16 protein-coding genes and 1 pseudogene are annotated in these 23,442 nt (G+C 37.0%); 14 read left to right on the top strand and 3 right to left on the bottom strand.

The genetic code is table 11. The annotated features are described in order from the left end of the window. Positions 1 to 19 precede the first annotated feature (19 nt). From AZE41_RS12380 to meaB, 3 genes are read left to right on the top strand one after another with little or no spacing between them, the layout of a single operon-like run. Positions 20 to 1,702 carry a methylmalonyl-CoA mutase family protein gene (locus AZE41_RS12380; protein WP_067209841.1) on the top strand — a complete coding sequence of 561 codons (1,683 nt, stop codon included), beginning with the start codon at positions 20 to 22 and terminating at the stop codon, positions 1,700 to 1,702. Beyond that, a complete protein-coding gene (gene scpA, locus AZE41_RS12375; protein WP_067209838.1) occupies positions 1,689 to 3,848 on the top strand; it encodes a methylmalonyl-CoA mutase in 2,160 nt (719 codons plus the stop codon). Before AZE41_RS12380 ends, scpA begins: the two co-directional genes overlap by 14 nt. 41 nt (positions 3,849 to 3,889) lie before the next feature. Then, positions 3,890 to 4,924, top strand: coding sequence for a methylmalonyl Co-A mutase-associated GTPase MeaB (gene meaB, locus AZE41_RS12370; protein ID WP_067213959.1), 1,035 nt, complete (start codon positions 3,890 to 3,892; stop codon positions 4,922 to 4,924). 247 nt (positions 4,925 to 5,171) lie between these two features. Here the strand turns inward: meaB and AZE41_RS12365 are convergent, their stop codons facing one another. Beyond that, positions 5,172 to 6,263, bottom strand: a complete 1,092-nt coding sequence (locus tag AZE41_RS12365; protein ID WP_067209835.1) for a carbohydrate kinase — start codon at positions 6,261 to 6,263, stop codon at positions 5,172 to 5,174. A gap of 284 nt (positions 6,264 to 6,547) precedes the next feature. Between AZE41_RS12365 and AZE41_RS12360 the strand changes: the two genes are divergently transcribed. The 4 genes from AZE41_RS12360 (at position 6,548) to AZE41_RS12345 (ending at position 11,221) form a co-directional block, all read left to right on the top strand. After that, positions 6,548 to 7,420, top strand: a complete 873-nt coding sequence (locus AZE41_RS12360; protein WP_067213958.1) for an EamA family transporter — start codon at positions 6,548 to 6,550, stop codon at positions 7,418 to 7,420. A 491-nt stretch (positions 7,421 to 7,911) separates the two neighbouring features. Then, positions 7,912 to 8,976, top strand: coding sequence for a carbohydrate kinase family protein (locus tag AZE41_RS12355; protein WP_067209833.1), 1,065 nt, complete (start codon positions 7,912 to 7,914; stop codon positions 8,974 to 8,976). A gap of 1 nt (position 8,977) precedes the next feature. Then, positions 8,978 to 9,901 carry a pseudouridine-5'-phosphate glycosidase gene (locus AZE41_RS12350; RefSeq protein WP_067209831.1) on the top strand — a complete coding sequence of 308 codons (924 nt, stop codon included), beginning with the start codon at positions 8,978 to 8,980 and terminating at the stop codon, positions 9,899 to 9,901. 138 nt (positions 9,902 to 10,039) lie between these two features. Next, entirely contained in the window at positions 10,040 to 11,221 is a 1,182-nt protein-coding gene (locus AZE41_RS12345) for a NupC/NupG family nucleoside CNT transporter (RefSeq protein WP_067209829.1), read from the top strand. 505 nt (positions 11,222 to 11,726) lie between these two features. On the opposite strand, the gene AZE41_RS12340 is transcribed toward AZE41_RS12345, so the two are convergent. After that, entirely contained in the window at positions 11,727 to 12,557 is an 831-nt protein-coding gene (locus AZE41_RS12340; protein WP_067209827.1) for a squalene/phytoene synthase family protein, read from the bottom strand. Positions 12,558 to 13,447: 890 nt separating this feature from the next. Here AZE41_RS12340 and AZE41_RS12335 point away from each other — a divergent pair. From AZE41_RS12335 to AZE41_RS12320, 4 genes are all read left to right on the top strand, one after another. Then, a complete protein-coding gene (locus AZE41_RS12335; protein ID WP_067209825.1) occupies positions 13,448 to 13,945 on the top strand; it encodes a GNAT family N-acetyltransferase in 498 nt (165 codons plus the stop codon). Positions 13,946 to 14,162: 217 nt separating this feature from the next. After that, complete coding sequence (locus AZE41_RS12330; protein WP_067209823.1) at positions 14,163 to 14,708, top strand: helicase; 546 nt, start codon at positions 14,163 to 14,165, stop codon at positions 14,706 to 14,708. A 468-nt stretch (positions 14,709 to 15,176) separates the two neighbouring features. After that, positions 15,177 to 15,950: an SDR family oxidoreductase gene (locus AZE41_RS12325; protein WP_067209821.1), complete on the top strand. Its 774-nt coding sequence runs from the start codon at positions 15,177 to 15,179 to the stop codon at positions 15,948 to 15,950. A gap of 294 nt (positions 15,951 to 16,244) precedes the next feature. After that, positions 16,245 to 17,018: a GNAT family N-acetyltransferase gene (locus AZE41_RS12320; protein ID WP_067209819.1), complete on the top strand. Its 774-nt coding sequence runs from the start codon at positions 16,245 to 16,247 to the stop codon at positions 17,016 to 17,018. Between the two features lie 418 nt (positions 17,019 to 17,436). Here the strand turns inward: AZE41_RS12320 and AZE41_RS22275 are convergent. Next, a pseudogene (locus AZE41_RS22275) lies at positions 17,437 to 18,006 on the bottom strand (ATP-binding domain-containing protein); the annotation flags it as partial. 166 nt (positions 18,007 to 18,172) lie between these two features. Here AZE41_RS22275 and AZE41_RS12310 point away from each other — a divergent pair. The 3 genes from AZE41_RS12310 (at position 18,173) to AZE41_RS12295 (ending at position 23,219) form a co-directional block, all read left to right on the top strand. Continuing rightward, complete coding sequence (locus AZE41_RS12310; protein WP_067209812.1) at positions 18,173 to 18,736, top strand: cysteine hydrolase family protein; 564 nt, start codon at positions 18,173 to 18,175, stop codon at positions 18,734 to 18,736. 388 nt (positions 18,737 to 19,124) lie between these two features. Next, complete coding sequence (locus AZE41_RS12305) at positions 19,125 to 19,541, top strand: VOC family protein (RefSeq protein WP_067209810.1); 417 nt, start codon at positions 19,125 to 19,127, stop codon at positions 19,539 to 19,541. Positions 19,542 to 20,990: 1,449 nt separating this feature from the next. Beyond that, positions 20,991 to 23,219, top strand: coding sequence for a YcdB/YcdC domain-containing protein (locus tag AZE41_RS12295; RefSeq protein ID WP_067209806.1), 2,229 nt, complete (start codon positions 20,991 to 20,993; stop codon positions 23,217 to 23,219). The last annotated feature ends 223 nt before the right edge of the window (positions 23,220 to 23,442 follow it).

Here is a 23,442-nt window from a genome sequence, read left to right as displayed (position 1 = left end):
GAGGAGGGAAGCGCAAAATATGACCATACATAACATGCAAACAACAACATTCGATAAAGCGGGATTTGAACAATGGAAAGAAGTCGCTGTCCAGTCATTGAAAGGAAAGCCTTTCGATTCGCTTATCACGAAAACGATTGAAGGGATTGACCTTCAGCCATTATATACGCAGGAAAGTCTTGCGAAACGTGCACAGCTAATTCGTGCGGCAAAAAAAGAGACAGGCTGGATTGTTGCACAGCAACCATATGCTACGGATGGACAACAGTTCGTCGCTGACCTGAAAAGTTCGATTGAACGTGGCAATGAAGCGATTGTTTGCGATGGGGCAAAAACACTTCACTGGGAAGAGTCTTCTCTCGCTGAAATCGCCCAACTTATGAAGCAATATCCGATTTTCATTACAAATATGAAGCATGATAACTCATTTCTGAAAGCGTTTTCCCTTGTCCCAGAAATGGATCGTTCCTCCGTTAACGGGGCAATTTCGGTCTCTGGTTGGACTCTTCCAGCAGGATACACAAACGTCCGGACAGCTAGCGCGGATATGTGGGTTGCACATCACAAAGGCGCGGATGCAGTGAATGAACTTGCATTAGTCCTCGCATATGCAGCGGATCAAGCTTCAAAAGTGGACAATTTTAGTGATTTTGCCGATGACTTTTTTGTTCGATTTGCAGTTGATACGCATTTCTTTATGGAAATTTCAAAGTTCCGTGCGTTTCGTGTTCTTTGGCAAGCATTCAGTTCTGCGTATGGGGTAGCTGAAGCTCCATATGTACCAATCATTGCAATAACATCGTTGCGTTCTTACTCAAAACTAGATCCGTATGTCAACGTCTTGCGTGCAGGCAATGAAACATTCGCCGCAGTTCTTGGCGGCGCTGACGTTATTACAGTTCACCCACACAATATTATTACTGGACCGACAAGCAGTTCTGTACGTATGGCACGAAATATCCAACTTGTTATTAAAGAAGAAACTCATTCCGATAAAGTAATTGATCCTGCAGGCGGTTCTTATTTCATGGAAACCTTGACGTCTGAACTTGTTGATAAATCATGGACACTCTTTTTGGAAATACAGTCTACAGGCGGCTATGATGCATTCATTGCCAGTGACAAGTTCGGGAAATTACTTGAGCAACGTAGGGGCGATGTTTCGAAAGGGAAACAGTCGTTGATTGGTACAAATGTTTACGCTGAATTGACGGATACGAACTTTACTGATTGGGATGGCATTCAATTTGAAGGACGTCTTGCAGAACCTTTCGAAAAACTAGCTGCACTGCAAACAGATAGTGCGACGCGAATTGCATTGTTGACGTTCGGCGAGTTAAAAGATTTCAAACCACGTGCAGATTTTGTCGGCGGCTTTTTAGCGACAGGTGGTATGCGCGCTGAATGGGGTCCAACATTCGATAATGCACAACAAGCTGTTACATGGCTTGCGGATGACAAGCCGGATTATGCAATTGTTTGTGCAGCATCCAGCCTAACTGAAACGATAATGGAACAATTGCTGGCAGGACGCCCAGAAGGACTTGTCTTGGATGTGGCAGGAAAGTACGATTCTGCACTGTCAGAAACATGGCTTAATGCCGGTCTAAATGGCTTCATCTATGCGGGTCAAGATAAAGTAGGAAAACTAATAGCTATCAACGACAAATTGGAAGGGGCTGCGTCTGATGAACAAGCCTGATTTCAACAAAGTAGACTTGCGGCAGATTGCTAGCAGTTCGGCAAAAACAGTAACCCAGTCAGGGCAACTTTTTAGAACAAATGAAGGTATCGATGTTAAAACGCTCTATACCGGTAAAGACACGGAGAACCTATCCCATTTGACTGATTTACCTGGCATCGCACCAAATACTAGGGGTCCCTATCCGACAATGTTCGTTTCTAGACCGTGGACAGTCCGTCAATACGCCGGATTCTCAACTGCTGAGGAAAGCAATGCCTTTTACCGCCGAAATTTGGCAATGGGGCAAAAAGGATTATCTGTCGCATTCGACCTTGCGACTCACCGCGGCTATGACTCTGATCATCCACGTGTGACTGGGGATGTCGGAAAAGCAGGCGTTGCTATTGATTCGGTAGAGGATATGAAAATCCTATTTGATGGTATTCCGCTCGATCAGATGTCAGTATCTATGACAATGAACGGCGCGGTATTGCCAATTATGGCGTTTTACATCGTTGCGGCTGAAGAACAGGGAGTGTCACCTGAAAAACTTGCTGGTACCATCCAAAATGATATATTGAAGGAGTATATGGTGAGAAATACGTATATTTTCCCGCCAGAAATGTCGATGAAAATCATTGCGGATATTTTTGATTACACATCCACTAAAATGCCGAAATTTAACTCGATTTCAATTTCTGGCTATCATATGCAAGAAGCGGGCGCAACGGCGGATATCGAGCTTGCCTATACACTTGCGGATGGTCTTGAATATGTCAGGACAGGTTTGAAAGCAGGCATTGATATCGATTCATTCGCACCTAGACTATCGTTTTTCTGGGCGGTAGGCATGAATTACTTCATGGAAGTTGCCAAAATGCGCGCGGCACGGAAAATGTGGGCGCAAATGATGCAGACGTTTGAACCGAAAAATCCAAAGTCACTTGCGCTACGTACACATTCACAAACGTCAGGCTGGAGTTTGACGGAACAAGATCCGTTCAACAATATAACGCGAACATTAATAGAAGCAAATGCTGCAGCGATGGGGCATACACAGTCACTCCATACCAATGCGCTTGACGAAGCAATTGCATTGCCGACAGATTTCTCAGCACGGATTGCTCGGAATACGCAATTGTTCCTGCAAGAAGAGACGATGATGACCAAAGTGATTGATCCATGGGGCGGCTCATACTATGTTGAAAAATTGACAGATGAGTTGATGGATAAAGCTTGGGAATTAATCACAGAAATCGAGGAACTCGGCGGAATGGCGAAAGCGATTGAAACCGGCCTTCCCAAAATGAAAATCGAAGAAGCGGCCGCAAAACGTCAGGCTCAAATCGACTCCCGTGCAGAATCAATTATCGGTGTAAATAAATACCGTTTAGATACTGAAGATCCAATCGATATTTTGGACATTGACAATACGCTAGTACGCCAGAAACAAATCGATCGTATCAATCAGATGAAAGCAGACAGAGACGAAGCGAAAGTAACGACTATCCTAGCCGAGTTGACTGAAATTGCACGTAGTGGCGACGGTAATCTTTTAGCATGTGCCGTTAATGCAGCACGTGCACGCGCAACCATCGGTGAAATATCAGATGCGATTGAAAGTGTATCAGGTAGACATAAGGCGGTGATTCGTTCGGTGAGTGGCGTTTACAGTTCGAATTTCTCGAACACAGAAGAAATTGACGAAGTAAAAATGATGGCAGAAGATTTCCTTGGAAATGAAGGGCGTCGTCCACGTATCCTTATCGCAAAAATGGGACAAGACGGTCATGACCGCGGTGCAAAAGTAATCGCTTCCTCATTTGCAGATCTTGGTTTTGATGTAGACATTGGGCCATTATTTCAAACGCCAGAAGAAACGGCACTACAAGCCGCTGAAAATGATGTCCACGTCATCGGTGTAAGTTCACTTGCTGCGGGTCATAAAACGCTTGTTCCGACACTACGTGAAGAGCTTGCCAAAATTGGTCGAGAAGATATTCTTATTGTCGTCGGTGGGGTTATACCTGCGCAAGATTATGCATTCCTACGTGAAAATGGTGCTGCGGCAATTTTCGGTCCAGGAACCGTCATTCCGGTTGCAGCGCAAAAAGTCATTGAAGAAATCTATCGTAGGCTTGGCTATGAGGAAGTGGCGGATTGAAAGACAACAACCGTTTAACTGATGACAGTGCATTGAATGTGATGGGTGGGATTACTTCCTCACATGATGGCATGGCAGCAACGGCGCGGAAACGTTTTGTGAAAAAGGGCCGCGAAATCCCGGTTGAAGAGTTGTCGGAAAAGATATCAAATGGCTCCCGGCTTCATCTTGCAAAAGGGATTACGCTTCTCGAAAGTATTATTCTAGATGATAAAGTTGCCGGGCAGCAGCTGTTGCTCAATTTGCTTCCTAAAACGGGCAATAGCATCCGGATTGGCATCACCGGAGTTCCAGGTGCAGGGAAAAGCACATTTATTGAAGCATTCGGCTTAATGCTAGCTAATGCAGGCCACAAAGTTGCCGTGCTTGCTATAGATCCAAGCTCAACTGTAACAGGCGGTAGTATCCTTGGTGATAAAACGCGGATGGAAGAACTTGCAAGGCATCCGAACGCGTTCATTCGCCCCTCACCGTCTGCAGGTACACTTGGTGGTGTTCACAAAAAATCGCGCGAGACGATGTTACTTTGTGAAGCGGCAGGTTATGACGTTATTTTAATAGAAACGGTTGGAGTCGGGCAAAGTGAAACGGTTGTCCGTGGAATGGTCGATTATTTCATGCTGCTGGTACTAACTGGTGCCGGAGATGAACTGCAAGGGATGAAAAAAGGGATTATGGAACTGGCAGACGGGGTTGTTGTTCACAAAGCTGACGGTGATAATTTAAGGTTGGCGAAAAAGACAGTACGGGAATACCGTCAGCTTCTTCACTTCCTCCAGCCTGCATCACCCGGTTGGACTTCGACTGCACTTCCTGTTTCATCAATTAAAAATACAGGTCTTGAAGAGGTTTGGGAAATGATAGTATCATTTAAAGAGACAATGGATGATAGCGGATTCTGGGAAGGGCGCAGGCAATCACAGACGAAAGATTGGTTCCGTTCCATGATTAATGATCGACTTATCGATAGTTTTTTTGCACAACCTGGGAAGAAAGAGGAAGTCGTAAAACTCGAGAAGGGGCTACTTGAGGGAAATCTTACTGTGACGGGCGCAGTCGATCGTTTGTTTGGATAAAGCTACAAGATATAAGAAGGCCGTTTAATGGCATGAGATATTTTCGCTGTTCAAGTGGATGCCTAATAAAACGAATAAACGAACACGATACTATCCTATAAATAAACTACAATTGTATAATAATAAAATAAAGATCAGACATTTACACAAATGTCTGATCTTTTTTGTATATAAGTGAATGGTTTGCGTTTATTCTTGCACTTCATACTAAAGTTTCGCTTCACGGTGAAAGTAGAACAATGTATTCTCACATAAATCCCTCAACTATTTCATGAATTTTTTCGGGTTTTAAAAGTGTAGAGACAGATTCCTCAGTTTGCTGGGTAAGTGCAGAACCTGCAAGCCCCAATTGACAAGCCCGCAATAGTGATTCTTCGTTCATAAGCCCATATATTGCGCATGAAGAAAATGCATCACTAGCCCCTGTGACATCTACAACTTCAGTTTTGAAAGGGGATAAATGCCCAGATTCTTGTGGTGAAGAATAATAAACTCCATGATCATTAAGCGTGATAATAACTTTTTGTACGCCGCGTAGTCTAATCTTTTCACAGACAGTTTGGCAATCCTCAAACGAAGTAATTTTCAACTCAGCAAGTATTTCTGCTTCTTCTTGATTGAGGAGCAATAGTTCTACTCCTTCAAGTTGAAAAGGAAGTTTTTGCGCCTTGGCTGAAGATATAGGATCAATGTACAAGGGAATATTTTCATCCCTGCAACGTTTAATTAAATAACTTATGCAATCCTTAGAAATATTAGTATCCAAAAAAACGGCATGTGAGGCCACTATATAGGACCATTTCTCTTCGATCATAGAAATCGTTATTTTTTCGTAGATGTTCATATCGGCCATAGAGACAATCATTTCACCATTAACATCCAATAAAGTGGTATAAGTACCTGTTCGTTCTGTCTGCAATACCCATACTTGACTGACATCTACTCCTTGGCTTTTCGTTTCCCTCAGTATCCAGTTACCTTCCTTGTCGTCTCCCACAGAAGTCATAAGAGAAGTGTTATACCCAAGCCGACTTAAATTTTCGGCAAAGTTTCGTGCCACACCACCACAAACTTCAGTTGTTTCAACGGGATTGGATGAATACAAATGCACTTTTTGATTCGATCGCGCTTTCCGGTCTGTGTTTGCTCCACCGATACACACGATGGAAGATTCCTCTTGGAGAATATAAGCACGCCCTTTGATTTCACCGCGTTTTGTCAGTGTAGCAATATAGTTAGCAACCGCTGAACGTGATAAACCGACTTTATTTGATAGTTCTTGCTGTGAAATAAAAGGGTTTATTCTAATATGATGTAATATTTGATGTTCTTTAGACATTAAAATAACCTCGCTTTTAGTTAGACAATAGTTTACAATGTAAACTATTGTCTGTAATGCTGATTTGAAATAAGGGAAAGTAATTCATGGGTGTTGAGAATCTCGTTCATAACCTGAAAATTACGCATTAAGTATAAAAAGATCCTTTATTTAGGAATTGGTACGCTTGTCCAAATCCATTATAAAGGAAACCTGATACGACAATCATACATCAATCTTATCGTTTGGTAAATGCACTACATCCATATATATACAAAACAATTGGAGGAAATAATACAATGAAAATGTGGTTATACCCTTTGTTAGTAGTTTTAGCAGCTAGTAGTTATGGTTTAGTGTCAACTATCATTAAACTTGCAATACAAGGTGGTTTTTCGGTCTCAGAAGCAATTACAAGCCAATTTTTTATAGGGTTTTGTATAGCGGTATGTATTTTTCTTCTAACAAATAGAGAAAAAATAAGCTTTAAAGGGATTAAAATTCTTATTTTAGCAGGAGTATTAACAGGATTGACGAATATTTTTTATGGTCGCTCTTTAATCTATTTACCTGCTTCTTTAGCGGTGGTACTTCTGTTTCAATTTACGTGGATAGGTATGTTGATTTCTTGTATAGCAAAACGGCTACTCCCAAGTCGAATCGAGTTTATTTCGTTAATCGTTTTGTTTGCAGGAACTATACCAGCTGCAGGTTTGATTGATGTAGATTTATCTCAAATACCTATTCAAGGTTGGTTATGGGGTTTAACTGCAGCTCTTTGTTTTTCTTTATTTTTATTTGTTAATAGCAAGCCAATTAAGAGTATGAATACATCTAACCGATTACTATTGGTTTCCTTTTTTGCTTTTATGACAACAGCTACTTTTCAGTCTCCAGAAATCATTTGGAATGGAACCCTGTTTGGTGAGGGACTCTGGGTATATGGTTTGGCATTAGGATTGTTCGGTATGATCATACCGGTTTATTTATTTACCATCGCAGTTCCTAAAGTAGGATTGGGTATGTCGTCAATATTGAGTGCTTTTGAATTGCCGATTGCGGTGTTGGTTTCAGTTATATTATTAAGTGAAATCGTTACTCCACTACAAATAGTAGGTATAGTAATCATTATTATGGGTATCATTTTACCAACAGTCTTAAAAAAGGATAAATTGTAGATTGAAAAAAATTTAAAGCATTTTAAACATAATCGTAAATAGACAAGTCCTCATCCAATTTGATAAAAAGGGTGGGGTATTTTTTTTAGAGTAGATTTTCAGATGGGTTATTTTAGTTATATATATTCGATTACTGGTTCTGAATCAGGAATAATTACAAGTTCTATTGTTGAGATAATCGTTTAACAGAGAAGGTGTATTGAAATGAGTCCTTTTTATTTTAAAAGATAAGTATAAGTTTTTCTAATTGGATCGGTGATAGTTATGTGGCAAAGAGAGTTATGTTGCTGGATCGGCTTCTGTCTGTAACGTCTAGCGGGAGCATTACTCTTTTCTCATCTTGTTGAGACAATAGTGGAAATAGAGCAATTTATTATTGACAATTTATAAAAAAGTCGTATACTAAACATATGTTTACAATATAAACTTTTGTCTCAAGGGTGAGGGGGTGTGAAAAAATCGCTAATGAAAATGAGGATTTAATTTTAGGTATGATTAAAGAAAGACCACTTATTTCTCAACACGAATTGTCGGAACTAACAGGTTTACCAAATTCTTCAATTGCTGAAATTATTTCCGGGCTAATCAAGAATGAGCATATTTCCGGGAATGCTTATGTTTTAAATGAGAACTCACCTATTATTTGTATAGGTGGAGCTAATGTAGATAGAAAACTCTATGCAAAGTTTGAGATATCTAATGGAACGTCTAATCCAGTAAAATCTTCTCGAACGATTGGAGGAGTAGCAAGGAATATTGCTGAAAATCTAGGTAGACTGGGTGAGCAAGTTGTATTAATCTCAGCAAGTGGTAACGATTTAGAATGGAAAGAGATTTATGATATGTCTTCTCCATTTATGAATTTAGAGCATGTTACTCAATTTGAAAATGCATCAACAGGTTCCTATACCGCGGTATTGGATAAGAACGGTGATTTATCAATTGCATTAGCAGATATGGATATTTTCGAAGAAATTACTCCTGAATTATTGGAAAAAGACAGCAATATTCTTAAATGCGCTAAATGTATTGTAGTTGATTTGAATTGTCCGGTTGAAACGGTTGAATTTCTTTGTTCTTTCGCAACTGAGCATACTATTCCACTAGTTATCATTCCTGTTTCGTCTCCAAAAATGAATCGACTTCCCAAAACACTGGATGCGGTTAGTTGGCTCATCGTAAATAAAGATGAAACAGAAACTTTTATGAATATAAAAATTAATGATGATAAAGATTGGGAAAAATCAGTTGAGAGATGGTTAGAATTAGGAGTTAAAAATGTTATTGTAACTAACGGATCAAAAGGTGTGCTTACAGGTAGTGAAAATGGCGAGATTCGTTATTTCCCAGCTATCGAAGAACCAGTAGTTGTGGATGTTACAGGTGCGGGGGATTCATTTTGTTCGGGAGTTATTTATTCCTGGTTACAAAAGAAAGACTTTGATTACATTATTAAGTCCGGTTTGGTCAATGCCCAAAAAACAATTTTGTCAAAGCATACAGTTAGACAAGAATTATCCCAAAAACAATTTAAACTAGATATGGAGGAAATTTAAAATGAAAAAGTATATTGAATTATCAAAAGAGGTTCAACAGGCAAAAGAGGAAGGGAAAGCAATTGTGGCATTAGAGTCTACAATTATTTCTCACGGGATGCCTTATCCCCAAAACGTAAAAATGGCTCGAGAGGTTGAACAAATTGTTCGCGATAACGGGGCTGTTCCAGCAACAATTGCTATTATTGATGGGAAAATCAAAATCGGTTTAACAGATGATGAGTTGGAGTTATTCGGTAAAAGTTCAGATGTTGCTAAAGTGTCAAGACGCGACTTACCACAAATTATTGCTACAAAAAAACTAGGTGCAACAACTGTGGCAACTACAATGATTTGTGCTGAATTAGTGGACATCAAAATCTTTGTAACAGGCGGTATTGGTGGCGTTCATAAAGGTGCAGAAACTACAATGGATGTTTCAGCTGACCTTGAAGAATTAGCTCAAACGGACGTAGCGGTAATTTGTGCAGGAGCTAAATCAATCCTAGATCTAGCGCTTACTATGGAATACCTTGAAACAAAAGGGGTTCCGGTGCTTGGCTATGAAACGGAGTGTCTACCAGCATTCTATACAAGAAATAGTGAATTTAAATTAAACTTCTCTACGGATTCAATTGATGTAATTGCTGATGTATTGAAAACTAAATGGGAATTAAATCTTAAAGGTGGGGTAGTAATTGCTAACCCAATCCCTGAAGAATTCGCTATGGATGAAGACTATATCAATGGAATTATTGACCAAGCAATCAAAGAAGCAGAAGAAAATAATATTATTGGTAAAGATACTACACCGTTCTTACTTGGTAAAATTAAAGAATTAACAGATGGTAAAAGCCTTGACGTAAATATTGAATTAGTAAAACACAATGCTAAAGTTGGAGCTCAAATTGCAGTTAATTTAAACAGCAAAACAAACGAACAATAAAATTATTACTTAAGATAAGCTGATCTTTACTACTATAAATTCACTCATCTAGTTCCTTTTCATATTTTTACAAAAATATGAAAAGGAACTAGTATTATCAATTAATTGAAAGCGCTAACATAAAAGGGGATGATTTACATGAAATTTCTATTCTTAATAACAGGGATATTACTTGTTTTTTTTATTGCGTTTATATTTAGTAATGATAGAAAAAAGATAAAATATAAACGTATTCTGATTATGTTAGCTGTACAAATCGTTGTAGTTTATTTCATGATGAATACTAGTATAGGTCTTATTGCTATTACCAGTGTTGGTAAGTTTTTTGAGAAACTGTTAGCTATTGCTGATACAGGAATTCAATTTGTATTTGGTGGTATCGTGAATGAAGGTGAAATATCTTTTATATTTGTAGCGTTATTACCTCTAGTATTCTTATCGGTTCTAATAGGTATACTAAACTATATCAAATTATTACCTTATATTATCAAATATCTAGGTTTAGTTTTAAGTAAAATAACTGGAATGGGTAAACTTGAAAGCTATTTTGCAGTATCTACTGCAATACTTGGACAACCAGAAGTGTTTTTGACCATTATTAGACAAATACCTCATTTATCTTCAAAAAGACTTTACACAATTTGTACTTCTGCGATGAGTGCAGTAAGTATGGCAATGGTTGGAGCCTATATGACGATGTTAGAGCCGAAATATGTTGTAACTGCTGTTGTTTTAAATATTTTTAGTGCACTCATAATTGCAAATATTATTAATCCCTATGATTTAGAAAGTGATGATGAATTAATTCAAGTGGATGAAGATGAGAGAGTTCCTTTCTTCCAAATGGTTGGAGATAGCGTAATGGATGGTTTTAAACTCGTAGTTACCGTTGCTGCTATGCTATTAGGGTTTATTGCTTTGATGGAATTAATTAATGTGATTTTTCTCGGCGTATTTCAAGTCTCATTCCAAACAGTTATTGGTTATATCTTTGCACCAATCGCTTTCTTGATGGGTGTGCCATGGGCAGAAGCTGTACAAGCGGGTGGAATTATGGCTACAAAACTTGTTACTAATGAATTTGTTGCAATGTTGAGTTTTGGTGAAATTTCTTCAAATCTTTCTGATAAAACAGTGGCAATTGTATCGGTTTATTTGGTTAGTTTTGCAAACTTTGGAACTGTTGGTATTGTTGCTGGCTCAATCAAATCAATTAGTGAAAAACAAGGTCATTATGTTTCGAAATTTGCTTTAAAACTGTTATTAGGTGCAACACTAGCCTCCGTAATTTCGGCTACTATCATTGGTATTGTTATGTGAGTGTATAAAAGGGAATGCGTTTACAATGATGGCTCCCTATGGTTTTAAAATCCGTGACCTATTGTCATTTCCAAATAGATAGAAGAATGGAAGGAAGAACTCAGCTGTATAATATGGTTGATTTCTTTTTTTTGTATATTATGCTCTTTGCTTTTAAAAGAGGGGATTTAGTATTTAGATTAATGCTTACTCAAAAAGCATAAGTGTCCTAATGAAGGCATTGAAAAAGTACGATATCCTTCAATCCCGTTGATTTCCGTTCCGAGCGGACGCTTTCCTCGGGCTCGGCTTCAGCCTCCTCGTCACTACGTTCCTAGCGGGGTCTTCAGCTCGCGCTGTTCCCGCTAGAGTCGCCGCTCTTCACTACAATCAACTAGTTCCTACTATAAAAAAAGAACTTTTTCATTGGCTTCGGCCTAATGGCTAATCAAAAAGACGACTGCGCATTCAAAATTCGAATGTACAGTCGTCTTTTTTCGAAAGTCATTAAAAACACTGAAACAATCTAAACGTGTTTTTGATCATTAATAATCTCGTCCACAGTAGATTCTACTTCTGTACGTGACATTTTTTCTTTACCATTTTTTAATGTTTTTAAAGTGCTTTTTGCTAAGGCAAGTGGAATTTTACAGAACAACAAAATGTTTTTTGTGTCAATCGATTCTATATATTCATCTGCTTTATTCAAATTCGCTGTTGCATAGGCAAACATATCGTTTCTATCCCAACCATCGGGTATAAAACGGACGCCGCGATCAGCATCTTCATCTTGATTGCGTAGCATATTGACAGCTTGCAAGCCTCGGCCATAGCCAATCGCTAAGTCTCGATCCGTTATCGTACCGTCATACAACTCCCATATATCAGATAACATAATGCCAACTAAGCCAGCTACATAATATGTATACTCATCTAAATCTTCTTTCGTTTTTACAACCCAGTCTTTTTCTACCCAACGGGCCATACCATCGGCCATAATACTTGTTGACTCTTTAACCTTGTCAATAATACTTTCCGGGCATACGGAAAGCCAATCACCCAGTCTTAACGTAACCTCTGGTAAAAGATTCTCGTAGGGCTTTAAGAGTTGTTGATAGGCTACGTCATCAAAATCTGTCTGTAAAAGTTTACTAGTAGAACGCAACAAGTGCTGCTTAGTTTCAGCTTCTAAGTCCTCGTGATCTTCAATTTCATCAATCGCACGCATACATAAATAGGCAGAGCCGACCGTCTTTCTTAATGTCGGATTGAGCAGCTTAATTGGAATATAAAAGGTTCTACTTGTTAGCTTTAGTACATGCATAGCTTCTTTTTGTAATTTAGCTTCATTACTCATTGAGATTATCCCCCTTCAACCTATGGCAGTGTTAGTAGATTAATTAGCATGTTTACGCTTTTTGTTGACTTGTCATTATAACTTTGAACGCAGGCTCAATAACTGAAACTCAAGGTACCTACAGTGTTAACTAGTTAGATGCAAAAATCTGATTTTCAAGGGAACGTTAAATAACAATCCTAGAACTTCCCAAATATACCCCTATTTCTAGGAGCAGCTGAAAATAATAGTTATACTTTCATTTAATCATAATTAGGTGAAAAACGGAAGTCACTAAAGTCACTAAAGCCACTTAATATGAGATAATGGGTGAAAAAGTATTGTGTTGTAGTGATTAATTTAATAACGCGCCAAGCTGTTGCGAGAATATAATATTTGAAAAAGAGGAGTCATCGTTAATAACAGGATTATATGAATTACATTAACCAGTAAGTGACCTGAAAAATCCAATTTTATTTTATCGGAAATTAGGGTTAGAGATAGCATATAAACAAGGGGAATTAGCGCATTTCTGGATTGACACTGGAGAAAGCTGGCTTGGTTAATGGGAAAGTGACAAAGTTGAGGTATCTTATCACCGTTCTATACGACATATCGCATTTCGCGTAGACAAAGAGGATACTATACAAGAACTGGTTGAATGAAAAAGGAATAGCTATTCGTAATGCATTTGGATTTAATGAACAACGTCAACCACTAGTATCCTTATGCACATGCTGCAATCTATTTTGATGATCCAGATGTTAATTCTTTCGAGTTAATCTCTTCAAAGTAAATGCAATTAATAGAGGGGAATACTGTTTTTTGTTGAAGTTAGGTATGATTAGCTTGGGAGTGCAACCTATGCAAGAATTTATATAACCTATGGTTTGTTGAGGGGGAGAAAAGTAATGATAATTAGAGAAATAAAAACTTCAGATGCAGAAAAGTTTGTCTATCTTACTCAGCAAGTCGAGGGAAGTTCTGAATATATGCTCTGGGAAGCAGGAGAAAGAAATATTCAACCCGAACAACAAGAAAAAATCATTGAGAGTATCGAGGAAAACGAGACTTCTACTATATTTGTTGCTGAAACTGACAATGTGTTAGTGGGGTACTTGATGGCTATTGGCAGTAATGCAAGAAGAAGAAAACACTCTGCCTATATTGTTATTGGAATAGTTGAGAATTATAGAGGACAAGGAGTGGGAAGAAAGTTATTTAAAGAGTTGGAACAATGGGCATCTAACCATAATATACATCGTTTAGAACTGACAGTAGTGGCTAGGAATGAAGCAGGTTTAGCATTATATAAAAAAATAGGATTTGAAATAGAGGGAACAAAAAAACATTCTTTATTTATTGAAGATGAATTTGTTGATGAATTCTATATGGCAAGACTATTATAATGCTCTCCCTTGTGCGGCCAGGCCTAGGTCGTATCATATAGCGGGTGGGATTCCCATCGAGAAAGAACTAGCCATTCACTCGTAGCGAGTCTTGGAGGGCTTCTGGTTACAGTAGCCCTTAAGCGTAGACAGTTAGGTGTTTAACTTGTGTTCAACAATCGGTCCATTTAAAGGAATATATTTATGTGTAATGGAAGACTCAGAAGGGGGACAATAAATGAACATCAAAAATAAGGAAATATATCCTGATTGTCTGTCCATCACAAGAACGGTAGAAGTGGGTGGTCTTACTAAATCGCAACTAATGCAGAAAATGCAACAACATTCTATTTTGATGAATGAATTAGGAGAAAAGCTATTCACAGATGATTATTTTACCACTTCTGCTAAAACGTTCTCTTTCGAGACAGTTGAGCTCACTATACGTGACCTTGGTTTACCGAAGGGAGACACTTTAACCAAAATCTACGAAAGAGCAAATCACCTTGGTTTAGAATTGTGTCCGTTAGAGCTTGGACCTTATCTGAGACTCGGATATCTGGATCAACCTGAAGGCAAATCTTCTCAGCAACACCAAGCCCCTAACGGATCCATCACAGTATCCTCGGAGACACTTAACAATGAAGAAAATTTCCCTAAAGGGTTCTATCTCAGACGCATTAAAGGAGACCTATGGTTGCGTGGATACATTGCTGATGAGCAGCACGTATGGGACCCAGATGATCACTTTGTCTTTGTTAAACAATCGGGTGCGATTGTTTAACATGCGTCTCTTTTTTTTCTTGTTCAACTCCCATAAGAATTATAAAACGCTCAAAAACTATGAAATTGTATAACAAAAGAAACTCTGAAAAAGCTTTTATTAAAAATGGCTGAGCCTTCAGAATGATTATATTGAGATGGTAGGAAATCAGGATTCAACCCCATTCTTCCTGGGATAAAGGCATGGCTGGTGTAATAACCAGAGTGGGGTTAATCTCCCATAAACATAAGGGTTACTCGGTGTGAATGCGACATTTTGTAATGCACCATGGTTGTTGGGGTAAGATTAACGGATGGGCTCAATGGTACGATAGTAAATCGACCTTATTCGTCAGACGTAGTATCCAATACCTGTTCTACCCACATATTCATCCTCTCAGGTGTACCGCTGATTTTGCACTACATGTATGGCTAACGGGGAATCGTAGAGATGTATTTAAATTTAATATTGTAATGGAGGAATGTTTTAATGAACCAAATAATAGGGGGAATTGCTATTGTTACAGGTGTAAGCCGCCTAAAAGGGATTGGTGCGGCTATTTGTAAAGAGTTAGCTGAAGCGGGCTATCATATATTTTTTACCTATTGGACAGAATATGATAAAAAAATGCCTTGGAGTATTGATTTAAATGAGCCAATGATATTAAAAGAAGAATTAATAAAAAAAGGTGTTAAGGTATCAAGTATGGAGTTGGATTTAACTCAATATGATGCTCCTGAACAACTTTTAAGTAGAGTTTCTGAACAACTTGGTTATCCCGATATCTTGATCAATAACGCAGCATATTCAACTAATAACGATTTTTCTAATATAACTGGCGAAGAATTAGATAAACATTATATGGTAAATGTTCGTGCGACGACACTATTAAGTAGTAAATTTGCCCAAAATTTTGATAAGAAATGTGGTGGAAGGATAGTCAATATTACTTCAGGTCAATTTCAAGGACCGATGCCTGGTGAATTAGCATATGCAACAACAAAGGGAGCCGTCGATGCTTTAACTATCACATTGTCGGCCGAACTAGCCCCTTTGGGAATAACGGTCAATGCAGTAAATCCAGGTCCAACTGATACAGGGTGGATGACAGAGGAAATAAAAAGTGAATTAAAACCGATGTTCCCTTTTGGTAGAATTGGTGAACCGAAAGATGTAGCAAAAATGATTAAATTTCTAGTGAGCGACGAAGCAGATTGGATTACAGGTCAGATTATACACTCGGAAGGTGGATTTAAAAGATAATTAAACTAAAAGCTTTGATTCTAGAACCATATTACTGTATTTAATTTCAATGTATATCTAATTAAGAACTATTAATTGGTGCTTTATTGGTAGATCATTGAGTTGCAATGCTACTCTTTTTTCTTGTTCAACTAAAGGTCGAGTTTATTTTAATAAGTTATTACTTTTTCATTTTAATCTTAATCTTTATCTGAAAAATGTGATGAATGTTAGAGAGGATTCACATTAAATAAATAATTAATGATATCATTGTCGTAAAGATTGAATATTTTATATATAGAGAGAAGGAATTGAATGATTTATGAATTAAGTAATGATTTGAGAAAAAAGCTAATCCCGATGTTCGATGGTATGGATAGCACTATTATTCTTTCATGTCTTCAAGGGCATATGGGAACCGCGTTGGTTGACGATCTTGAAAATCCTACAGTTGCTCAAGTAACAGTGGGGATTTTTGTTTTTTTTGCTGGAAATCCTAATACAAAGATAGCGGAAGAACTTCTATATAATCTGTCGGAGTATAGTCTTGCTATTGTTAATACTGAAGAATGGAAAAATCGTATCGAAACAATACATAAAGGTTCAATAGAGAAGTTTCAACGGTATAAATTTAACAAAAACCCAGAACACCTTGATAAAACCCACATACAGAAATTATTAACTCCATTACCAGAGGGATATGAACTGAAAAAAATAGATGCGACGATAGCAAAAGAACCATCTTTGCATGAGCTATCAGAAGACTTTATAGCTCAGTTTAATTCGATAGATGATTTTATAGACCGAGGTGTAGGTTTTGCTATTTTGAAGGAGGGACAAGTGGTATGTGGAGCAACATCATTTAGCATTTATGATGATGGAATTGAGATTGAAATTGCTACACATCCACAACATAGGAGAAAAGGCTTGGCAATAATAACAGCCTCTGCGTTGATATTAGACTGTCTAGAGAGAGAAATATATCCAAGTTGGGATGGAGCCAATAATGAATCTGTTAAATTAGCTGAAAAACTTGGATACATTTTTAAAGAGTCATATGATACGTACTTTATTGATTATATAAAGTAACCCCGATCATTTTTTATATGGATTTTAAAACCAGAAAATTTAAAGATCCAATTTAGTCCATGGGCTCAATACCATTGTGCAGGATAATACTTAAACTAACTAGTGCGTTTCTACAATAAGTAGAGGCGTACTTTTATAGTTGTAGAAGGAGATAAGGTTAGTTCCGTTAAAATATAGTAAACCTAATATGGACCCACTAATAGGAAGGAAAGATTCACAGTGAATATTGAGTACACGCGATATCGAGTGAAACAAGGTAAAACAGAAAATGTAAATGAGTGATTAGCTTTTTTGAACGAACATCTTGAAGATGTACAGGTTACCCTTGAAGACGAGAAAATGTACATTTTTAAATTCGGCAATTAAGTTGTGGGGCTGTTAATTGCCCAAAGTGTTTATCGTTAAAATTACGACTAATTCAAGCTTGGATAAAATTTTCTTGCAAAACGTTTCGCAAGAATGGGCTCGGTTTACCTACACTGTATAGCTGTAAAAAATGCATAGCCCTGGTGCAGGCTGTGTAAAAAACTCTACGCAGGGTCTCATCACCATATACTAGCTCAGATGCGTCATAAATGATGACAGCGTCGAATTCGATACCTTTGGATAAATACGACGGTATGACAATAACTCCTTTTTCATATTCAATGGAGCCGTTCTTCAAGAGCATAATTTCATTAATGTTAGACAGGGCTTCATATGCACTTTAACTATCCTTAGCTGATTTGCATATTATGGCAATAGTATGATAGCCAAGATCTCGTAAATCCACGACTTTTGATGCGATGTTGCGGTGGAGTTCTGTGTGATCGAGCAATTGTGTCAGCGCGGGTAGCTCGCCGTCGCGTTCGAAAGGGATAATCCGTTCGCCGTTAGGTGCTAGTCTGCGTGTAAATTCGATAATTTGTTTTGTGGATTGGTAGCTGCGTGTGATGTTAATCACTTCCGTTTCAATCTGTCCGTATAAGCTCATAAGTGTGTGAAAATCATCCATTTATCATTAAAAGAAATTGTGCTAAAATTAAATCCTCTAAGGATTTTGAAAACTAATTCAAGAGTAGATATTATGACTAATAACAAAAAAATACTAAGTGGTATACGTCTAAATAAATTTATTTTATTGCGTTACCTGACACTTGAAAGGGGAAAAACATTTGAATCAAGCAGTGTTAATTATTGATGCTCAACAAGAATTAATTGATGGGAATCAAGAAGAAAGTGCAGTTTTTAATAAAGAGCAACTTATTAGGAATATAAATTTTTTGATCGAAAAAGCAAGGGAATCTGATGTTCCAGTTGTCTTTGTTAGGGATTTAGATGTTGCTGAAGGTAAAGGTAAAGGTAAAGGGTTTCAAGTTCACGATGAAATTAATGTGCCTACTGATACAAAGTTTTTCGATAAGACTGCAACTAACTCCTTCTATGGGACAGGACTTCTCAATCATTTAAGATTGCAAGAGGTTGAACATATTGTTATTATGGGGTGTAAAACACAACACTGTATAGATAGTGCAGTCAGAACAGCTACTATTAATGGTTTTGATGTTACATTAGTCGGTGATGCCCATTCAACAACAGACAGTGGTTTTTTAAGTGCAGAACAAATAATAAGGCACCATAATGAAACACTTCATGGTCATTACAATGTTGAACACTTTTCAATTGTGAGAAATGCAAAGGAAGACTTGTTTCATCCAAGTCATGATTCATATAGATAATTTAAGAGTGCAATACGGAAATGTTTGCTAGTAATTGAAAATATTAAGATTAATATCCCGATTCCTTGGCATTGTAACTAAGGAATCGGGATATTTTAAAGAAAATGAGTTTGAAACAAATTGTAACTTCTAAGTGAATTCAACTGAGTATGTGAATTAGTGCACTTAAACTAACGAGTGCATTACTCGAACAATTATACTGTATCTTTACTTCTTCCAGTAAAGATACAGTATAATTAAATGTGGGATTAGAAGGGGATTTCATTTTATATTAAAACTAGTGCCCAAATAATTATAATAGAAATATATTAAACTTGGATGATAATAAATTCAACTTAAATAGAATAAGTCTTTATTAAGGATAATAATATTGAACGGAGGAAGTAAATTGGAATATGTTTTAGATCATGTTGGAATAGCTGTTAGAAGTATTGATGATGCTCTTCCCTTTTATCTTAATGTGTTAAATGGATTAGTAGAGGACCGTTATACAAGTGATACACCTGGCGTTGAAGTGCACGTTGCTGTTGTCAGAACTAATGATAAAGTAATTGAATTACTCGCACCAACCAACAAGAACTCTCCAATGGCTAGGTTTATAAAGCAACGGGGAAAAGGAGTGCATCATATTGCATATCGAGTTGACGATTTGGACAAAGCAATACTCGAGTCCAGAGAAAATGGAGTTCGTTTTCTAGAGGACACATTACGTACTAACGCACGTGGAAGAAGGCTCATTTATATTAATCCCGCCTCAACTGATGGAACTTTAATTGAACTTTGTAGCTATTCTACGAAAACTTAATTAGTAGAAACAATATCTAATGTTTTGTATGTTCCATCTAAAGTGATGGATATTTGGTGGACGAGGAGTATATTTTTGTTAAACAAATAGTATTAGTCGCGGGATTATAGATAGCCACCTAAAATTCCTTCTATTGATGAGCAGATCTTATTTCATAAATATTATTGACACAGAAGTAGGACTATTCAAGATGTGAAATCATGGCTTTTAATCCTGATCAAAGACATTCAAGAATTTTGAGACAAAGGAGATGTAAAATGGACCTATGGATTATAATTAAACAAAGTTATGTATTTATTTCTATTTTTATAATCATAATGCTTCTAAGCTTATTAATAATAGGTTCCAATTGGAAAAAACGTGTCAACATCCCTAAATCGTTAGCTGCACTAACAATAATAATTTTCGGATTATTAATAATCTTTTCGTTATTTTTATTGATTTTTATAATTTCTTTTGGATATAATTCTTAATAAAAAATACTTCAGCAGCTCCCATAACGGATGTGATGTCTACTATTACACGCATGTAGCATTTAAGCTTAAAAGGTCGATTGCTTATCAGGGAAGTCGATCTTTCTGATTTGGTTATCTTGTACTCAAGCATCTTTTTCAATTGGTGCAAACATACTTAATATTTATTACCTAATCTACTGTTTCATAGTCTGGCCTTCTAGCACAACCTCGAAAAATCATTACAAGAATGATTCAACTTTCTGATGTCAATCCCCTTTAAGCACTCAAAACCAGTTCCACTAATAGTTCAATAATGATCTTGAACAGTTACATAAGAGTAGTACTTGTAGAAAATTAATTACAATACCTTCTAATAAATAGTCTCTTATCGCCTTTAGATTTATTGGTAAATCTTCGATGTTTTTTTTGATTTTTGACGAGAATAGTATATGAACAATCTCGTCCCGCAGCCAACCGATCATATAACGCCGGGACCGATCATACCTCGCAGCTGACCAATCATAACCTACAGTAAACCGATCATATAACATCAGGACCAATCATACCCCGTAGCTAACCGATCATATAACATCAGGATCAATCATACCCCGTAGCCAACCGATCATATAACATCCAGGACCAATCATATCCCGCAACTAAGAATAAGAAGTACACTATTGCATACCTGGGTCATTCTAATTGTCAAATAGGTGGGAAAAATAGGTATATTATATTAGTAGCAATCATAAAATAAATTTAATTGTTTAAAATCAACAATAGAAATGGAGGATTGATTAATTTTAATACAAGCTGTGCGCAAAGGGGGGAATTGTTCAGATATTATTTTAATAATGGTTAATTACTCCTGAAACTTCGGTACTGTTTAAAGAAGTGTAGGGATATTTTAATAAAGAGTAAATGAAATGCGGAATTAATTAACAATTAATGGAGTTAGATGTACGATTTAGGGACTACTGATATTAGGAGGGTTATATTGGTTAATTTAAAGAAAATTGGTATTGTATTAAGCTCTTCTGCTTTATCTTTTGGAATGTTTGCGTCTGTTGCCGGTGCTTCAACCACAGTGGGTGGGCAGCCTGGAAAAGTACAAATTCAGGTTGCTTCAACAGAAACAGTTTTCACAAAAGACGATTTAATAAAGAGGTTTAATGAGTTTTTTCCTAATCGGTTTGACTTCTTAACGAAAAGTGATTTTCAAATGGGTGGCAGTCACTTTTATCCTAATGACGATAAGTTACGTTATGATTTAGTGTTCACTAAGACAATTAATGGTAAGCAGTTATATGGTAGTGTTGTATTTGTTGGAGAGGAATTAGAAATTGAGCAATTTTACTATCAACCGTCTAATGAAGCAGAAGCGTTATTTCCCGCAAAGACCTCAAAGGAAGAGGCTAGAAAAATAGCAGTTGATTTTGTTGGGGAATTTATTGATGGAGAGAATTATCAATTAGAAACAGATCCCTTCAACTACTTTCCACAACAAATATTAACAGAACCAATTCGGTACTCATTCTCATTTTCTCGTACTAAAAATCAAATATCCATTTCTGATCAAAGAATAGAAGTATCTGTTCTTGGAAATGGTGAAGTCGTTAATTTTTACAGAGATTCTAAGAAGTTGGACTCATCAACTTATGATGATATAAAACAAATAAAAGATAAAAATGAAACTTTAGAGAAAGTAAAAGGAAATCTTTCAGTCGATTTGCAATATCAAATTAATCATGATTATCAAACGGGTGATCGCAGTGTTCAACTTGTTTACCAACCAACAACAAAGTTGCGTGGAGTTCATGCTTCTTCAGGTAAGTGGTTAACTGCAAACGGGTACTCAGCAGATTTACCTGAGGAGACAAAGATTGTAAAGGTTATAGCTAACCCACTACCGCCAAAACAAGATGGAATGACTTTAGAGGGTGCAAAGAAAATTGCAGAGCAATTCCTTAAAATTAATTCTGAAAAGGTTAAATTAAGTATTCAATCTATCGATGAGATAGAAAACTATAATGGACAGGCAGTAATTAGTATTCAGTACATGTATAATTATGAGAAAGGCGGACACGGAACAAGTATGGAAATAAGTAAAAATACCGGAGAAATTATTCAATATAATGATATAACAAGCCAGATTTTAGAGCAAATTGGAGAGAAACCTAAAAAGGACTCACTTTCTAGTAAGGAAGCCCTTGCGCAAGCAGTAAAATATGTGAAAGAATGGGCTCCTTCCTCTCTGCACAACTATGCTATGCCTGTAGAAGAACCCTATTTTGAAGAGAGACTAGGTGCCTATCAATTCAATTTCCCTAGAATTAAGAATGGCATTGTTGTGATAGGTGATCAAATTAATGTTGGCATAGCAGCTGATGGCTCCTTAAATAGCATTAATGTCAATTATCAAGAAGTTGAACAATGGCCAACGATTAATAAAGTGATTTCTGAGGAAGAAGCAATAGTTCTATTGAAAAAGGCACTTAGTCTAAAACTTACCTATATGAAACAAGAGAAAAGTGAAGACGAAAATCATTATGATTTAGTATATTTACCTGTATTTAACGAAAATCCGTTTAGTTATTTAAATGCCAACACGGGAGAATGGAATAGTCTGTTTGGTGAGAAAAATTCATCTGTTATTTCACATCCTTGGGCAGAAGAGGAACTTAATTATCTTATCAATGCTAAAGTCTTAGAGATAAAAGATAGTAAAGATTTTAATGGGGATGCCTCAGTATCAAAAGGAGAAGCACTAAAAGTCATCATGAATTCACTCACTTATATTTATTACGGTGGTTATTATTCTGAAAAAGAAAAGAAAAACCAAACTTTTGAGAATATAGACCCGAAACATCCGTTATATCAATCGATTGAACGGGCAGTTGAAATGGGCATTATTAAGCCGGATAGTCAAAGTTTTTCACTTGATTCTCCAATCAAAAGGGATGAATTAGCAGCTTGGTATATACGCGTTCTAGGACTTGAACAAGCAGCTAAAGATAATAGTATTTATAAACTTAGTTTTGCTGATGCAAATAAAGTCCAAACAGAATACATTGGTCATGTTGCCTTGGCGAACTCATTAGGGTTGTTAAAGACAGAACAAAATCAATTTAATCCTGATAGAGAAGCGACATACGCAGAATTGGCAGTTTCAATTATTCGTCTTGCTCACAAAATGACTGAAAAAGGCAGAGGCTTGGGTTATTAAAATATAGCCATCTAGGCCTCGCAATGTGATTTTTTATAACCCCTTTACCATTGGAGTTCTCAAATGGTAAAGGGGTTTAGTTTGTGCTAGAAGTTTACTTGAGTAAATATTCATATAAGTGTAATGAACAATGGGGTAATCCAAGAGTCTTCTCGTTATCAAGGACGAAAAACACAGTTCTGACATGGTTATTTAGAATAACCACGCCAGCGCTGTGTTGATG

It is taken from the genome of Sporosarcina psychrophila (genome assembly GCF_001590685.1).
GTDB classification, from domain to species: Bacteria; Bacillota; Bacilli; order Bacillales_A; family Planococcaceae; genus Sporosarcina; species Sporosarcina psychrophila.
The sequence above is the reverse complement of the archived record's forward strand: the minus strand, read 5'-3'. Positions and strand labels throughout refer to the sequence as shown.

Coding starts and splice junctions, on each gene's coding strand:
- AZE41_RS12380 (WP_067209841.1), top strand. CDS start 20: ATGACCATACATAACATGCAAACAACAACATTCGATAAAGCGGGATTT.
- scpA (WP_067209838.1), top strand. CDS start 1,689: ATGAACAAGCCTGATTTCAACAAAGTAGACTTGCGGCAGATTGCTAGC.
- meaB (WP_067213959.1), top strand. CDS start 3,890: ATGGGTGGGATTACTTCCTCACATGATGGCATGGCAGCAACGGCGCGG.
- AZE41_RS12365 (WP_067209835.1), bottom strand. CDS start 6,263: ATGTCTAAAGAACATCAAATATTACATCATATTAGAATAAACCCTTTT.
- AZE41_RS12360 (WP_067213958.1), top strand. CDS start 6,548: ATGTGGTTATACCCTTTGTTAGTAGTTTTAGCAGCTAGTAGTTATGGT.
- AZE41_RS12355 (WP_067209833.1), top strand. CDS start 7,912: ATGATTAAAGAAAGACCACTTATTTCTCAACACGAATTGTCGGAACTA.
- AZE41_RS12350 (WP_067209831.1), top strand. CDS start 8,978: ATGAAAAAGTATATTGAATTATCAAAAGAGGTTCAACAGGCAAAAGAG.
- AZE41_RS12345 (WP_067209829.1), top strand. CDS start 10,040: ATGAAATTTCTATTCTTAATAACAGGGATATTACTTGTTTTTTTTATT.
- AZE41_RS12340 (WP_067209827.1), bottom strand. CDS start 12,557: ATGAGTAATGAAGCTAAATTACAAAAAGAAGCTATGCATGTACTAAAG.
- AZE41_RS12335 (WP_067209825.1), top strand. CDS start 13,448: ATGATAATTAGAGAAATAAAAACTTCAGATGCAGAAAAGTTTGTCTAT.
- AZE41_RS12330 (WP_067209823.1), top strand. CDS start 14,163: ATGAACATCAAAAATAAGGAAATATATCCTGATTGTCTGTCCATCACA.
- AZE41_RS12325 (WP_067209821.1), top strand. CDS start 15,177: ATGAACCAAATAATAGGGGGAATTGCTATTGTTACAGGTGTAAGCCGC.
- AZE41_RS12320 (WP_067209819.1), top strand. CDS start 16,245: ATGATTTATGAATTAAGTAATGATTTGAGAAAAAAGCTAATCCCGATG.